Source organism: Microbulbifer okhotskensis (genome assembly GCF_023895975.1).
GTDB lineage: Bacteria > Pseudomonadota > Gammaproteobacteria > Pseudomonadales > Cellvibrionaceae > Microbulbifer > Microbulbifer okhotskensis.
In genome coordinates, this window is record NZ_JALBWM010000008.1 from 46745 (window position 1) to 62917 (window position 16173).

Consider the following 16173-nt stretch of genomic DNA (forward strand, 5'->3'; position numbering starts at 1 on the left):
CTATTGCTATGCTCCGCCTTTAACTCGGGAAGATCCTGCCTTTTTGCCTTTACCTTGATTGCCCCGCCCTTGCGGCAACGGCTGAGTTCGATAACTCCACACCAATAGTGCCATACCGGCGATAATCATTGGCAGACTTAATAGCTGTCCTCGGGTCATCCAGCCAAACAGGTCAAAACCTATATGCCCATCCGGCTCTCGGACGAACTCCACCAGGAACCGGAATACACCGTAGAACATCACAAACATGCCACCTACGGCAAGGCGTGGCCGCGGCTTACTGGAAAACCACCAGAGCACCGCAAAAAGCACCAAGCCCTCCAGCAACGCCTGATATAACTGAGAGGGGTGCCGTATCAGCAGATCCGGGTCTCGTGGAAATACCATTCCCCAGGGAGCATCCGTTTCGCGCCCCCAAAGTTCCTGTCCGATAAAGTTTCCGAGGCGCCCCAATCCCAGACCGATGGGCACAAGCGGCGCAACAAAATCAATCAGAGCGGGAAAGGTAGTACCGATCTTACGGGCATAGAGTGCGGTTGCCAGCATCACCCCAATCAGTCCGCCGTGAAAGCTCATGCCTCCTTCCCACAACCGGATAAGTGACACCGGGTCTTCTAGTAATTGGGGGAAATTGTAAAAAAACATGTAGCCGAGGCGCCCGCCAATGACCACACCCATCGCACAGTAAAGAATCAAGTCCTCCACTTCCGATTTGATCACCGGGGACCAGGGTTTGGTACTGCGCCGCAACGCCAACCACCAGGCGGCGACAAAGCCAGCCAAGTACATCAGCCCATACCAGTGCACTTTTAAAGGGCCTATTGCAAAGGCCACGGGATCAATTTCGGGGTAGGTCAGCATGGAGGAAATCGAGATTGCCAATAAAGGGCGTATTATGGTCGTAAAGCACCTCCCTGTGAAAGGGCAGGTTTGCTCCAAACTATGGAGAAATGGTCATGTGCCTGCTGCTGTTCGCCTACCGCTGCCACCCCGACTACCCACTGCTATTGATTGCCAATCGCGACGAGTTTTACCGACGCCCAAGCGCTGCCGCAGCACCCTGGCCGGGAGAACGGTTGATCGCCGGCAGGGATCTGGAAGCTCTGGGCACCTGGGCCGGAATATCCCCTGGGCGGGCCGCCGCCGTCACCAATATCCGCGAGCCCGCTATGCCGGACCCCAGCGAAGCACTATCAAGAGGGGAAATTCCGCAACAATTCCTCAGCGGAAAGGATGATCCAGAAACATTTATCCAGAACTTGCAACCTCAACACTACCGAGGCTTTAACGCGCTCCTTTTTGATGTCCGCAGCGAACACGCCCTATTGTGCGCTGGTAATCGGCACACACCGTTTATTTTTCGACCCGGGGTTCACGGCATTTCCAACGGATCACCGGATGAACCCTGGCCGAAGGTAGAAAACGGTAAAACGGGTCTCGCCGAAATAGTGCCAAATGCCAACCAATGGGTCACCCGGGAGAATTTTGTCGAGCCCGCCATGGCTTTACTTAGGGATCGCTCACAGGCACCCGATAAGCAGCTTCCCGGTACGGGTATCCCCCTGGCCCTAGAACGTGCCCTATCCGCCATTTTCGTACAAATTGATACCGATGATAACTCAGCCAGCTCTCCTCTTGTCCACAAGGGGGGCTATGGCACCCGTGCCAGTACTGTCATCACCGTTGATCGGAAAGGCGAATGCCAGCTATGGGAGCAAACCTATACAAACGGTATTGCGAGCGGGCCCATACTCTATTTCAGTACCCGGTAATTGCACTTTCCGATTAACCATTAGGGGATCTATCGGAGAAATTGGCCATAACTTATCGTGCAAGCCACACCGCTCTAATCGGAAATATTCTTTTAAAACCCGCTGTCGACAGAAAATTCACCCCAAAAGCATGGCGCGATACTCACCATTCTCAATTCTTTACAATGGAAAGAATGAAACGCCAAGCAAATTCTGCATTTATTGCCATACTTACTTTCACAGACCGAGATTGGTTGACTTACGCGCAAGCGCAACGCCGTTTAAGGTCTCAATAAGAAGGAAGTCGCGCGGGAAGCATGACACGTGCGAGTCATCAGTAACATCGCAGAGTATCTGGATGGGCTCGCCACAGGTTGGGAAGGTATTAACGATCTGGCGCCCGGCATTTTCCACAATACCACACCGGGCCCCCGCAGAATCGCTGAGGTACCATGTCGTATTTCAATCCCGAGCATCGCAGACACAAATCCATACTGCCAGTACTGACTCTGGGCAGCCTCTGTGTCTTTATTCTCTACTATGCCTTTGCTGCAAATCAGAAGACGGTTCCCGTTCTGCCAGAAAATGCAGTACGCCCTCACCTGGTGCATTGGTTAGAGGAAAACCCTGACGCCTGGCCGGCTCAGGACCCTATATTTAACCCCGCTGCTGTGCGCAGAATTTATCAACGTACGGATTACCGACTACTTTGGTTTGATAACTACAGTTTAAGTGATAGCGCCAATGATCTCCTGAAGCAACTCACCGCTGCCAGTTCCGGCAATCCGAGCAGCATGGTGGACTACCGCTATCACTTAGGTTATTTCGATCGCACCCTGCGAGATACTCCCCAGCGCCTGCAAATGGCGGCGGTTCTCGACATCTTGCTCACCGACGCCTTTGTTTCCTACGCGCAGGACACTCAGCTCGACAGGCTGAATCCCAAGAGTCGCCCCCGCCGTGGTATTACTCCCGCATTGCGCGACGATCAAGGCTTCCGCTTGGTGGCATTGGTCCCGACGCCGCAGCAGGAATCCAGGGAGCCCCGTGGGCGCAAGTACTTTCGTGGATACGATCGCGCCACTAACCTCGATAGCAATATCCGAAGCCGCTACTATTCGCGGGAGTACAAAGCGGATAACTCGCGTAGTTACTCCAACTCAACCCGCAGCAACAGTCGCAATAGATACCGCCCTGACCAGGACACCAATAATACGACTAGGGGTTCCGGCACCGGTAGCCGTATCTATTACAACCAGGGGCGCAACAGCGCCGCACCAGCGCCCGCCAAAAACAGTGAGGGTCCCTACTTTGAGGAGAATACACCTTACGGCAATGACGCCCGGGCTCTGCGCGGTGAGCTGCAACGACTGCGCAAAATTTCAACCAGCGGCCGTTGGCGCCCGATCCCTCCAGGACCTGCAATGACGATGGGCGCACGCCACCCCCACGTAGGTCACCTGCGCAACCTTCTCACACTCTACGGCGACTACCAGGCTTACTACAGCTATGGAGGCTCCGACCGCAACCGTTTTGATCGCGGCTTACACCAGGCAGTGGTTCGATTCCAGAAACGCCACGGTTTGAGACCTGACGGTATCGTAGGCCGATCTACCCGTAAGCGTCTCAATCTCTCCCCCGCTGCGCGCGCACGTATTGTAGAAATGAATATCAAACGTCGCGAGGAGCTTCCGGCACAGCTGGGTAGCCGCTTTATCCAAGTCAACATTCCCGCATACCGACTCAAGTATGTGGAAAACGACCAGGTTAAATTGGCGATGAATGTGGTTGTTGGTAAGAGAAAACACGCAACTCCAGAAATTACCACTCGCGTAAGCAGGGTGGTATTCAACCCCACCTGGACAGTTCCTCGCAGTATCCTGGTCAACGAAATACTGCCTAAAGCACGCAAGAATCCCGCGGGTATGGAAAAAATGGGCTATCGCGTCATCAGCGGCAACGGTGAACACCTGCCTCTGACGCCACAGAACTTGTCAGCGGCAGGGGCAGGCTCCTACCTAATGCGTCAAATGGGAGGGGAAGAAAATATATTGGGCCGTATCAAATTTGAAATTCCCAATATTCACGATGTGTACCTGCATGATACACGGGCGCGCAAACTCTTCTCACTCACCACTCGCGGTTATAGTCACGGCTGTATTCGTCTTGAAAAACCTCGACATTTAGCAGAAGCCCTCCTTCGCCCGCAGGGTGACTGGGACCAATGGCGTATAGACCGGCTGACAATTGGTGAGGAAACTACTGAGGTCAATATGGACCAGCTGGTTAAGGTCTACATCACCTATTGGACAGCCTGGGTAGATGGCCAGGGAAACCTCAATTTTCGCCCGGATATCTACGGTAAAGACGGGCTCTCCGACAATCAACTCTGACCATAACCGGAGCGGTCAACGGCCGCTCCGGTCCATCATCCCCGCCAAATTTTCTCGCGTTATTCCATTAAGTATCCATCCGCCTAGACAACTATTACTGAAAATTATTTAAAGCCAAGCAGTCACAAGTTACCAATGTGAGCACGGTGATTAATCCCACTGATTTCTTACTGGCTTGCAGGGGTGACCTATGGGTGCTGTCGATCAACCGCATTTCGCTTCTTTTACACACCAAAACCACGTTTCATTCAGTCTGGGCGCTACCGCTATTATCCTGGCACTCTCGCTCGGCCTACCATCTCCTAGTGTTTTCGCAGACTCAAAAAATACACCGACTACCGATGGCATAGGCAACAGCGACCCTTTTTCACCTCAGGGGCGACAATTTTCTCTTCTGAATGAGGAACTTTCCCGCTATCAAGCACTGGCGGCCAGTGACAGCTGGAAGCCTCTCAGTTCAGGTCAACCTATCGCCCCCGGCAGTCGCGGTCCTCGGGTTTCACACTTGCGAAGTTTACTAATGCTGTATGGCGACTATCGCCCAGAGGAATTCGACCCGGTTAACTCCGAAGCACAGACCTACGACAAAAACCTGCAAAGTGCAGTAAAGCGATTTCAGAAACGTCACGGTTTAAAGCAGGATGCACTGGTTGACGAAAGAACCCGTAGTCGACTCAACACACCGCCACGAAAAATTGCAGCAATACTGTCGGCAAATATTGAGCGCTGGAAGCAGTTACCCAAAGACCTGGGGCCGCGCTATATCATCGTCAATATTCCGGCATTCAATCTTCGCTTGATTGAAGGTAACAAAGAGCAATTTCGTATGCGTGTTGTTGTGGGCAAGGCCAAACATAAAACACCGCAACTGGCGACTCGAATGACCCGCCTTGAATTTAATCCGGTATGGAGAGTACCTCCCAATATTGCGCTGCGGGAGCTTCTGCCCAAGGGCAGTTCAGCCCTCAGGGCAAAAGGTTATCGCCTAATGAATCACCGCGGTAGGTCCGTCCCATTCACTCGAGGCAATGTTGCCGCTGTCCGCCGCGGACAGGTTTCACTGCAACAAAAAGGCGGACCGGGAAATGCGCTGGGCCGGGTGAAATTTATTATCCCCAACCGCCAAGCTATTTTCCTGCACGATACCAACAGCAAACATTTATTTAAAAAATCTCAACGCGCATTTAGCCACGGATGTATTCGATTAGAAAAGCCTATGCAATTTGCCCGCATGATGCTTTCACAACAAAACAGTTGGAACGATGCACGAATTAATCGCACACTGGCAAGTGGCCGCACCCATGGCGTCGCGCTGAAAAAAACACTGCCGGTTTATATTGCATATTGGACTGCCTGGGTAGATGAAAACGGACAACTCCAATTTCGTCCGGATATATACAATCGAGATCAGCGCTAAAGAGAGGTATGCACTGTTGAAAAATAAAACCTTTTCTGGGAAATCATCATGGCATATGGACCACTCCAGCTCAGTTTTGCTGCATTGCTAAGCTTTGCCGTCGCCTCGGCCACGCCCCTGAATGAACCATTCACGGCGAAACATACCGTGGCCATTGAACCTGAGGATGTCAGTCAAAAACTGCGGAATACCGCGCAGCACTACCGTAAACTGGCCAGGAACTGGAGGCCGATTGCTCAGGGTAAAACACTGCAGCCGGGAGACAGGAACGAACGCGTTCTGCAAATGCGCAACCTTTTGGCCCTTTATCAGGATTATCGCGGACAGCCAGGTCCGCTTTCCGCTCCGCAAAAAGATCCTCGCCGATTTGACAGTGCTCTACAGATCGCACTGGAGCGCTTTCAGCAACGTCACGGGTTGAGGGCAACGGGAATTGCAGACGAAGAAACTCTCACAGCCCTCGCCGTGTCTCCTATCGAGCGGGCCCAACAAATGAAATTGAATGCCGCACGCTGGGAAAAACTAAATCTTCCCCAAAAAGGCCGTTACGTAATAGTTAATATTCCCGACTATCGATTACAGTTGGTGGAAGATGGCTTGGTTCGCTTGAATATGAAAACAGTGGTGGGTAAAAGCAGTACACGCACTCCAAACATGCACAGCCGAATTACCAATATTGTATTTAACCCAACCTGGACGGTACCGCGAAGTATTCTAGTCACTGAACTTTTGCCCAAAGCTCGTCATAATCCCACCGCCATGCACAAGCGTGGTTACCGAGTAGTCCAATATCGCAGCGGTAAGTCTTCGCCGATCACAGAAGAAAGTATTGCCCGAGCGGCTGGTGGACACGCCACTTTACGGCAGATGAGCGGCCCCGAAAACACCTTGGGCAAAGTAAAATTTGTAATTCCCAACAAGCAGGCAATTTTTCTACACGATACCCAGGCTCAGAGTCTATTCAGGCTACAACACCGGGCGCTGAGTCATGGCTGTGTAAGGCTACAGGCGCCGGAGGAGCTGGCCTATTTTCTACTCAACACCCAAGGTTGGGACAGAACCCGTATTGCTCAGGCAGCCAACGGTCACGATGCACTCAACGTTCGAGTTAACTCAGCACCGCGCCTCTTCCTAATCTATATAACGGCCTGGATAGACCGATATGGGCAGCCCCAATTTCGCGAAGATATTTATCTTCTTGATAACGAAAATAACCCTTAGCCGATCAAGCAGCGGCTAAAGGCTTACAAATATATGCTGTAGATCCGATGGGAAAAGGTCGTAGAAATCTTTCTAACAATCGGTTAACAGGCCTTACCAATATCAAGGTCGGTTTTTATTTACAGAAACGCTGTATCCCCATATCCGCCCCCCCTAACCAACCACCGACCAACCGCACGGGTAAATATGGGCTCACTGAGAATACTTTGCCGCACGATAGCTATTGCCACAGGCCCAATTTCCGCTCTGCGCTAGGCGTCATTATGACGGCCAGCTCACGCAGAGACTTGAAGTTACTAGGCCACAGCCAAACACGCATGTATATACATGTACACACAAGAAGAATTAGGCTAAATCCAGGTGTGATAAATAAAGAAAGGGGCGCACTAACCTAGCCAGACCCGGAGTTGACTTGCACGTCACATAAAACCTGAAAGTCACAGAAAAATAATATTTTAGTGATTTTTCCTGGATGACAACGCTGTCTCCTATTTCGCGGGGTTCTCCATATCATTTACCGCAAAACTGCTTTCATAGTCAGCATAAGAGAAAAATTTTACCCGTCGACCGATGTAATTATTTCCTAATTAGCAGCCTTGGGTTTGTAACGCCTGGTTATTTTTTGTACATTTTCTGCCGTACCCGGATGCGCCATCACTTGGCACACCGAAGAAAGAGTTAACGACGAGGCGGAATTATGAAGAATCCATCCAGACGTCGATTCCTGGCTGTGACCTGCGCAACTGCGGCGGCCGTGAGCGCCGGACCGACTTTCGCAAAAGTAGGTAGCTCCCGCACCCTGAAAATGCGCAACCTGCACACCGGGGAGAAGCTGGAGACCGCCTACTGGACTAGCGGAGATTACAGTAGTGGGGGCCTAAAGCAGTTTAACAAACTGCTCCGTGACCACCGCGCCAATGAAGTTACCCGAATGGACCCTAAGCTTTTTGACATCATTTATAAGCTGAAGGAAAAATTCAATTTTAAGGGTACCATCGAGATTATCTCTGGTTACCGTTCACCTAAAACCAATGCCAAGCTGCGCGCCGCCGGCCGCGGTGTTGCCAAACGCAGTTACCACACCCGCGGTATGGCCATGGATATCCGCATGCCCGGTATTTCCCTGTCAAAGCTGCGACAAGCAGCGCTTGGCCTGAAGGCAGGTGGCGTCGGCTACTACCCGAAGAGTAATTTCGTACACGTGGATACTGGCCCAGTACGCCGCTGGTAAACAATTTACCGAGCGAGAATCACACTTAAAAAACCCAGCTATTGCCGGGTTTTTTAAGTGTTCATTGGCTATCTGTCGGTAGGTTTACCGGCATCAAATCCTTTTCTGAAATAGGGACTTGAGTTGTACCGGCCATCAAACCAGCCATACGCTCAAGAAGTTTGCGTGCCCGGGCCAACTGGGTCAGCTGCGCCAACTCAATGGGATCCTCCATACGCAACAGCAACCCTTCAAAATCCATAAAGGTCTGCTCCAGCGCTGCCACCTGATGGCGGTCCAGTAACACCTCCGCCAAACCGCCCCCGCCTGTGGGTATCCAATTTGACTGTAGGGTTGCCATTATTGCCAGTATCGACTGCTTGGAATCTGCTGCACGGCTGCTCTCCACGTCGCTTTCAGAACTTTCCGGTAGTCTGCGCAACAGCTGTTCGTCAATAACTTGGGTGTGGGCGGCGCGAATCTGCTGCAAGCGGGCGGCGGGGCCCAACGAAAGGTAGGGCCGCGAGAGGCTATTGGCTGCTGTAGGCCAACGTCGAGCCAATCTGGCCATATCCTCCTCGACGCCTTTCACAATTAGCCGGGTTAGCTCCCGCCGCCGATTGACTGCAAGCGCTTCGGGCTTTTCCCCTTCGGACTCCGCGTGAAACTGCCCAGCGGTGCGCTCATTGGTAGGCCCCCAAAGCATGACTTCCAGCGCGTGGAAGCCAGTACTGGCCTCCTCATGGGCCGTCAGCCTATGCTGCTTGCGGAGGTTCGCCAGGGACAGGTCAATCGCGGTATCGTTAACAATACCGCTATCCGAATAACCCGGCACCGTATCCAAATAGCCCGCCTGAGCCGGCCAGCTATCGACTGAGAGCAGTAACTTGCGCCCCTGGCTGCGCAATTCCCCGGCAAAAAATGCCATCTGGATATAGGGCAAAGAAGCTGCAAATTCCCTGTGGGCATCAAGCCAAGCGAGCCGGGCCTCTTCCAGCTTGTTTTCATCCGGCTCAGCCAGTAGCACGTCAATCGCGCGCTGAAGAGATTCAACGGCAGCGTGAGCATGAATTACCTGAGCCTCACCAGCTTGCCAAATTGCCACAGACAAGTCGCTCGCAGCCTTTTCGTTAATGGGCTGCGGGGCAACACTCTGCTGCTGGACTTCCACTGTTTCTTGCGCTTTTTGCTCACAGCCGTAAAGCCCCGTCAAAGCACCGAAGAGAATAACCAGGGCCCGGTATTGGATGCTAGGTCCGTTCACTCAATTCCCCATTTTGTATCACTCACAAACACCGACAAAGCTCCCATTAATTGTCTTCACGCAAACTAATCACCGGCCACCCACGCGCTTCAGCTTCGGCGCGCAGGAGGTCGTCAGGGTCCACAGCAACCGGATGCTCCACTTCGTCAAGCAACGGCAGATCGTTAATCGAGTCACTGTAAAACCATTTTTCACAACTCACATATTCGGGGTTCTGAGCTAACCATTGTCGCAAGCGCACCACTTTGCCCCCTTGGTAGCAAGGTTCTCCCACCACTCGGCCGGTAAAGCGGCCCTGCTGCTCCTCCGGCTCCGTAGCCAGCAACGTGTCCACCCCCAGGCGGGAAGCAATTGGCTCTACCACAAAACGATTAGTCGCAGTAATGATCATGATGTGGTGTCCTTTGCGACGGTGCTCGCCAATCAATTTTTGGGCGCGTGGTAACCACAACTCAGTAATCACCTCCTGCATAAACTCACTCTGCAAGTTATCCAGCTGCCCACGGGAAAGCTGTGCCAGGGGTTCTAGGGCGAACTCCAAATAGGCAAAAATATCCAGCTCACCACGCTGATAATCCTGGTAAAACCGATCATTGGTGGAGCGATAACGAGCCCCATCGACATGCTCACGCTCCACCAGAAATTCGCCCCAAGCATGATCACTATCGCCACCAATCAGCGTGTTATCCAGGTCAAAAATTGCCAAGTGCATAGTTGACACTCCCGTAACTATAGGCCCCCCAAGGGCATTTGACCGCCAAGATGGCTCAAACGCCATCAAGCGGTTGGCAATTTTACCTTGCACCGCACGACAGCACACGGACTGTGTCACTGAATTGCTGTAAACCCCCCGCTGTGGAACAATGTGGAGCAAGTAAGTGCGGTGCACGGCTGCACACAACAGTATTGAGGATGGTATTTTGGGCGACGGCAAGCCGGCACAAGCCGGGCGAAAAAACCGCCGTAAGTCCGCCAAGCATTCAAATCGCAACGATAGCGCCCCAAGTGGTAACAAGAACCGGGGCAGCGGTGGCGAGGGCAGCAGTAATATCGATGCCGAGGGGTTTCGCCCCAATGTTGGTATTATCGTGCTCAACGCCCACGGTCAGGCACTGTGGGCGCGGCGGGTAGGTGGCAAGGACGCCTGGCAGTTTCCCCAGGGTGGTATTAATCCGGGCGAAACCCCTGAACAGGCGCTATATAGGGAACTGTACGAAGAAGTAGGCCTCACTCGTGATCAAGTCAGTATGATCGCCTGTACCCGTGGCTGGCTGCGCTATCGCCTGCCACAAAGGCTGATTCGGCGTCGCTCTGAACCTCTGTGTATTGGCCAAAAGCAGAAATGGTACCTGCTGAAACTTGAGGCCACTGAAGCCTCCATCAGCTTTGACAATGGTTACAAACCCGAATTCGACCACTGGCGCTGGGTAAGTTATTGGCACCCTTTGAGTAAAGTAGTGACCTTCAAGCGAGAAGTATACCGGCGCGCGCTGACCGAGCTGGCACCACAACAAATACAGCTGGAGAGACGCTGGCTTCGTGAGCAGGGCGACTGATCGCAGCACTGCCGCTCACCAGCTCTACAAGAACGGCCCCAGTCAGCATTGAAGCATCTTTGCGGGGCCAATGAATTTCTCCGTTGATTGGCGAGGATAGGCCATTGCTCGGATCTCTGCGCAGCATTGTTCAGGAAGTTAACGCCGCCAGGGACCTCTCTGCGGTACTGGAAATCATCGTGCGCCGCGTGCGGGAAATCATGCATACCCGCGTCTGTTCTGTGTATCTTCGCGACAAGCAACTCGGCAATTACGTCCTGATGGCAACTGACGGCCTGAACCCCAAGGCCGTGGGCCAGGTTCACCTGGCGCCTGGTGAGGGGCTTGTCGGCAATGTGGTCACAAGAGAAGAACCGATTAACCTGGAGAGGGCCGAGGCCCACCCGGCCTTCCAATACTTCCCATCTACCGGGGAAGAACGCTTCAGTGCATTTCTTGGCACTCCCATCATTCACCACCGCGCCGTATTAGGCGTACTGGTCGTCCAGCAGGAGCAACAACGCCGCTTCGACGAGGGGGAAGAGGCCTTTCTGGTCACACTCTCCGCCCAGCTCGCCGGAGCCATTGCCCACGCCGAAGCGACAGGCCTACTCGCCACTATCGGCAAGCAGCGGCGCGAAACACACTTCTCCGGTATCGCTGCATCCCCCGGCGTCGCTATAGGTCGCACGCATATCGTCACGCCCCAGGCGAATCTATCCGCAGTGCCCTACTCCGAGTGCCGGGATATCGACGTAGAACTCACCCTGTTTCAGCAGGCCCTGGTCGCAGCCCAAAAGGAAATTCGCGAAGTTGGCGAGCGCCTCAAGTGCGACCTGAGCCCCGAAGAGCGCGCCCTGTTCGATGCCTATATCAGCATGCTTGACGACAGCTCTCTCGCCGTAGAGGTCTGCAATCGAATCAAGCAGCAATTGAGTGCGCCACGCGCCTGGGCTGAAGTAATGCTGGAGCATGTCCGGCGCTTTGAAGCCATGTCGGACTCCTACTTTCGCGATAGAGCTGCCGATGTACGGGACCTCGGTGCCCGTGTCCTCGTGCATCTGCGACAGCAGCAGCAAACTGATAGGGAGTATCCCGACAACACGATTCTTATCGGGGAGGAACTGACAGCTGCCGTACTTGCCGAAGTGCCGCGGGAAAAACTGATTGGCGCCGTTTCAGTAAAAGGTTCCTCCAACAGTCACGTTGCCATTATTGCCCGGGCGATGGGTCTACCCGCGGTCATGGGCGTTCAGGACCTGCCCTACGAAACCATCGATGGTGTCGATATGGTGGTGGATGGTTACCGGGGTGATCTGCATATTCACCCCGGTGCCGAGCTGAAGCGCCGCTATGACGAGATTGTCGCGGAAGAACAACAGCTGGCCCGCAACCTGGATCACTTGGCCAAGCTACCGGCGGTGACGTCCGACGGCCACCGGGTTCGCCTCTTGGTAAATACAGGCTTGATGGCCGATGTAGTTCGCTCATTGGAACGCGGTGCTGAGGGCGTCGGCCTCTTCCGCACCGAGGTCCCATTCCTATTGCGGGATCGCTTCCCATCGGAGGAAGAGCAGCGGGAAATTTACCGCGAACAACTGGAAGCTTTTGCGCCTTTGCCAGTCACCATGCGTACCCTCGATATCGGCGGTGACAAAGCCCTGGCCTATTTCCCCATTGAGGAGACTAACCCCTTCCTCGGCTGGCGCGGTATCCGCGTCACTCTCGACCATCCTGAAATTTTCCTGGCGCAAGTACGCGCCATGATGAAAGCCAGCCAGGGGCTGAACAATCTGCGTATCATGCTGCCCATGATCAGTGGCCTAAACGAGCTCGAAGCGTCACGCAAATTGGTCGAAAGAGCCTACCGGGAATTACTTGAGGAGGGCTACGAAATTGTTATGCCCCCACTGGGGGTTATGGTCGAGGTGCCGTCAGCAGTTTACCAAGTGCGTGAACTCGCCGAACGTGCAGACTTTATTTCCGTTGGCAGCAATGATCTCACCCAATACCTTTTGGCGGTGGACCGTAATAACAGCCGGGTCGCCAATATTTACCACGCACTCCACCCCGCAGTGCTGCGCGCTTTACAGGAAATTGTTACAACCGCTCATTCTGTCGGCATCGAAGTGGGTATTTGTGGCGAACTGGCCGGTGAACCCGGTGGCGCGATATTACTGGTAGCAATGGGCTACGATATGCTGTCGATGAATGCCACTAACTTGCCACGGATTAAGGCGACGCTGCGAGCGATACGCCAAGAGGATGCTCACCTGTTATTGCAGCAGGTTATTCATATGCACTGTGCTGAGGATATCGAAAAAGCAGTCCACAGCTATTTAAAAAAGATCGGTCTGAAGAAAATTCTCCGCCTGCCGGAACAGGAAAAGAAAACTGGATAAAAAAAGCCGCAGCAAAAGGCAGCGGCTTTTCTTTTCTAGCGAGTACTGAAATTAATCTTCAGACTCGGAGCGGTATGTATCCGCATCCAGCATGTTTTTCAACTCTTTTACATCGGAAGGCTTGATACGGAAGAACCAACCGTCATCGTAAGGGGAGGAATTAACGGTTTCTGGAGCATCTTCCAAAGCTTCGTTCACAGCGACCACTTCACCGGAAACCGGGGAATAGATATCGCTGGCGGCTTTAACGGATTCAACCACACCGGCCTCATCTCCAGCGGCCAGAGTGTTGCCCACTTCTGGCGTTTCAACGTAAACCACGTCACCCAGAGCATCCTGAGCATGGTCGCTGATGCCAATAGTCACAGTACCGTCCTCTTCCAGGCGTGCCCACTCGTGGCTGGAGAGGTATTTCAATTCATTGCGGATTTCGCTCATGCTGTTATCCCTTGATTAAGCATCTAAATTTTTATCTTACTGACGCGTACACCTGTGGGCGACGCTTATATAATCGATTTGCCGTTGCGCACAAAACAGGGCTTAACCACCTTGACCGGCTGCAGCTTCTTACGGATTTCCACTTGAGCCGTATAACCGACCGTCACAGGTACCCTTGCCAGAGCAATGGAGTAACCCAGAGTTGGTGAAAAGGTGCCGCTGGTAATGATACCGCGGTCGTCACTATCGTCTACTACCACCTGCTGGCCTGCGCGCAATACGCTGCGCTCTTCCAGCACCAAACCCACCAGCTTGCGCTTCACGCCGTCGGCTTTTTCCTGCTCAAGAACAGCGCGGCCGATAAAGTCACGGCTCTCCGGTGCCCAGGCGATAGTCCAAGCCATATTGGCCACCAGAGGAGAGGTCTCATCATCCATCTCGTGCCCATAGAGGTTCATGCCAGCTTCCAGGCGCAGGGTGTCGCGGGCGCCCAAGCCACAGGGGGCCACACCAGCTTCGCCCAGGGCGCGCCAAAAACCGCTGGCATCCTCTCCTGGCAGCATAATTTCCAGGCCATCCTCACCGGTATAACCAGTGCGCGCCACAAACCAGCCGCCGCGGGCCACACTCTGGAAAACCTTCAGTGCATCAATCGCTGCCGTCCACTCAATCCCTAAAACCTGCTTAGTTTTGTCGATGGCATTGGGGCCCTGAATAGCGATCATTGCCACATCCGGGCACTCGGTCAGGGTAACCGCAAAGGCTTCTGCCTGTTTGCGCATCCAGGCCAGGTCTTTCTCCCTGGTCGCACAGTTAACAACCACCCGGTAACCCGGGTCGCGCAAGTATACGATGAGGTCGTCGATAACACCGCCATTCTCATTGAGCATGCCCGTATAAAGGGCTTTACCCGGACTTCCATCGAGTTTGGCAACATCATTGGCGAACAGATAACGCAGGTAGTCGCGGGCTTCAGCCCCATCTACATCGACTACGGTCATGTGGGAGACATCGAACATCCCCGCATCGGTGCGCACTTTATTGTGCTCGTCCAGCTGCGAACCGTAGTGCAGCGGCATGTCCCATCCACCGAAATCCACCATTTTGCCGCCCATAGCGACATGCGTGTCATACAGAGGAGTTCTATTTCCCATCTTTAAAATCTCAGTCCGTCAGGTTCCGAAGCGGCGTATTCTAGCGGCTTGGGTACCGGCCTTTCCAGCGGGGCAGGCACGGCAATACATATGCCCTGCAAGCCTAGCAGGCATCGGTAGTAAAACCTGTCCAGGTTTACAGACACCGTCAAAGATTCCGCCGGCGCCCTATCCAGCGCTCATTGGGGTTTTATAAATATCCGCAGCATGGCTCTCCCTACAATAGGGAAAGACTAATATGCTTGTTTTTTAAGCGGCCGACACTCCGAATCACTCACTACTACGATCGCGTCCATGACTCGCCTCTTCAGTGTCTTTCTCCCCCTGGGCCGCCTCATCCACCTTGAGACCATATTTCTTGGAACGCCAACGCCACAAACGCTTAGCCAGTTCCTGTCGGTCGGGAGTTTTGTCGGCTTCATCGACAATTTCTTCACCGAGCAACGTCTCAAGCAGGTCCTCCAGTGTCACCAATCCTTCCAAACCGCCGTACTCATCCATCACCGCACTGATTTGCACACGGCGTGACAGCATCTTTTGAAAGGCCTGGTAGATAGTTGCAGTTTCCGGGAGTATCAACATGTCGCGGCGGAAATCCGCCAATTTCCGCTGGTGCTCGCCCTTGGCGTACGCCAGTAACAATTCCTGCCGCAGAACAAACCCAACCACACAATCCGGGTCGCGGTTTTCATAGACCGGAATACGGGAAAAACGCCCTTTCTCTGCATCTTCATACGCCTCTCCCACGGTCACATCTTGGGACAGCGAAAAAACCACCGTGCGCGGGGTCATTACCTCCCGCACAGAGTGGTCCCGCAAGGTAAAGAACAAGTTGCGCAGAATACTGGACTCCCGCTGCTCCAGTTGTCCTTCCGCTTCCCCAATCTCCGCCATGATGGCAAATTCATCGCGACTGAAGCCGGTCAGGGTTGGGCCGTGGGACAGGCCCCGGGTCAACCATTCCGACATTTTTACAAACGGGTGTAACAGCCAAACCAAACCGCGCAACACATAGGCCGTATGAGGAGCCAACTGGCGCCAGTAAACGGCCCCGAGGGTTTTCGGAATAATCTCAGAGAAGACCAAAATCAACAGGGTCAAAATAGCCGATGCGATCCCCAGGTACTGATTGCCAAATACTGCCGCAGCCTGTGCACCGGCACCGGCTGCGCCCGCCGTATGTGCAATGGTATTGAGGGTAAGAATAGCGGCCAGAGGCGCATTGATATCCGATTTGAGTTTACGTAGTAAAGGCCCGGCCTTATGCCCCTCCCGCTCCAACAATCGCACGTAGGGCGTTGTTACACTGAGAATGACCGACTCGGCTATTGAGCACAGAAAGGAAAAGCCGAGAGCAATACAAATATAGGTAATCAGTAAAATCATAT

The 16173-nt window shown here is 53.4% G+C and carries 13 protein-coding genes; 7 read left to right on the top strand and 6 right to left on the bottom strand.

From position 1 onward, the window contains the following. Positions 1–6 precede the first annotated feature (6 nt). Positions 7–861, bottom strand: a complete 855-nt coding sequence (gene lgt / locus MO867_RS03435) for a prolipoprotein diacylglyceryl transferase (RefSeq protein ID WP_252464632.1) — start codon at positions 859–861, stop codon at positions 7–9. A 95-nt stretch (positions 862–956) separates the two neighbouring features. On the opposite strand from lgt, the gene MO867_RS03440 reads away from it, so the two are divergent. The 5 genes from MO867_RS03440 (at position 957) to mepK (ending at position 8013) form a co-directional block, all read left to right on the top strand. Continuing rightward, positions 957–1772 (top strand): NRDE family protein, encoded by an 816-nt coding sequence (locus MO867_RS03440; RefSeq protein WP_252464634.1) that lies wholly within the window; start codon positions 957–959, stop codon positions 1770–1772. 431 nt (positions 1773–2203) lie between these two features. Continuing rightward, positions 2204–4144: a L,D-transpeptidase family protein gene (locus MO867_RS03445; RefSeq protein WP_252464636.1), complete on the top strand. Its 1941-nt coding sequence runs from the start codon at positions 2204–2206 to the stop codon at positions 4142–4144. Positions 4145–4334: 190 nt separating this feature from the next. Further along, on the top strand, positions 4335–5561 hold the full coding sequence (locus MO867_RS03450) for a L,D-transpeptidase family protein (RefSeq protein ID WP_252464637.1): 1227 nt from the start codon (positions 4335–4337) through the stop codon (positions 5559–5561). A gap of 48 nt (positions 5562–5609) precedes the next feature. After that, a complete protein-coding gene (locus MO867_RS03455) occupies positions 5610–6782 on the top strand; it encodes a L,D-transpeptidase family protein (protein WP_252464639.1) in 1173 nt (390 codons plus the stop codon). Between the two features lie 697 nt (positions 6783–7479). Next, the gene (gene mepK, locus MO867_RS03460; RefSeq protein WP_252464640.1) at positions 7480–8013 is read left to right on the top strand and encodes a peptidoglycan L,D-endopeptidase MepK; all 534 of its coding nucleotides are present in this window, start codon (positions 7480–7482) and stop codon (positions 8011–8013) included. 61 nt (positions 8014–8074) lie between these two features. Here the strand turns inward: mepK and MO867_RS03465 are convergent, their stop codons facing one another. Next, positions 8075–9256 carry an imelysin family protein gene (locus MO867_RS03465; protein ID WP_252464642.1) on the bottom strand — a complete coding sequence of 394 codons (1182 nt, stop codon included), beginning with the start codon at positions 9254–9256 and terminating at the stop codon, positions 8075–8077. 46 nt (positions 9257–9302) lie between these two features. Next, entirely contained in the window at positions 9303–9968 is a 666-nt protein-coding gene (locus MO867_RS03470; protein ID WP_252464644.1) for a histidinol-phosphatase, read from the bottom strand. A 337-nt stretch (positions 9969–10305) separates the two neighbouring features. Here MO867_RS03470 and MO867_RS03475 point away from each other — a divergent pair, with 337 nt between their 5' ends. Next, positions 10306–10812 carry an RNA pyrophosphohydrolase gene (locus tag MO867_RS03475; RefSeq protein WP_252464692.1) on the top strand — a complete coding sequence of 169 codons (507 nt, stop codon included), beginning with the start codon at positions 10306–10308 and terminating at the stop codon, positions 10810–10812. Positions 10813–10916: 104 nt separating this feature from the next. Further along, the gene (gene ptsP / locus MO867_RS03480) at positions 10917–13193 is read left to right on the top strand and encodes a phosphoenolpyruvate--protein phosphotransferase (RefSeq protein ID WP_252464645.1); all 2277 of its coding nucleotides are present in this window, start codon (positions 10917–10919) and stop codon (positions 13191–13193) included. Between the two features lie 51 nt (positions 13194–13244). On the opposite strand, the gene gcvH is transcribed toward ptsP, so the two are convergent. From gcvH to MO867_RS03495, 3 genes are all read right to left on the bottom strand, one after another. Beyond that, the gene (gcvH, locus tag MO867_RS03485) at positions 13245–13631 is read right to left on the bottom strand and encodes a glycine cleavage system protein GcvH (RefSeq protein ID WP_252464647.1); all 387 of its coding nucleotides are present in this window, start codon (positions 13629–13631) and stop codon (positions 13245–13247) included. 65 nt (positions 13632–13696) lie between these two features. Beyond that, positions 13697–14785 (bottom strand): glycine cleavage system aminomethyltransferase GcvT, encoded by a 1089-nt coding sequence (gene gcvT, locus MO867_RS03490; protein WP_252464649.1) that lies wholly within the window; start codon positions 14783–14785, stop codon positions 13697–13699. A 270-nt stretch (positions 14786–15055) separates the two neighbouring features. Next, positions 15056–16171 carry a CNNM domain-containing protein gene (locus tag MO867_RS03495; RefSeq protein WP_252464651.1) on the bottom strand — a complete coding sequence of 372 codons (1116 nt, stop codon included), beginning with the start codon at positions 16169–16171 and terminating at the stop codon, positions 15056–15058. Positions 16172–16173: the final 2 nt, after the last annotated feature.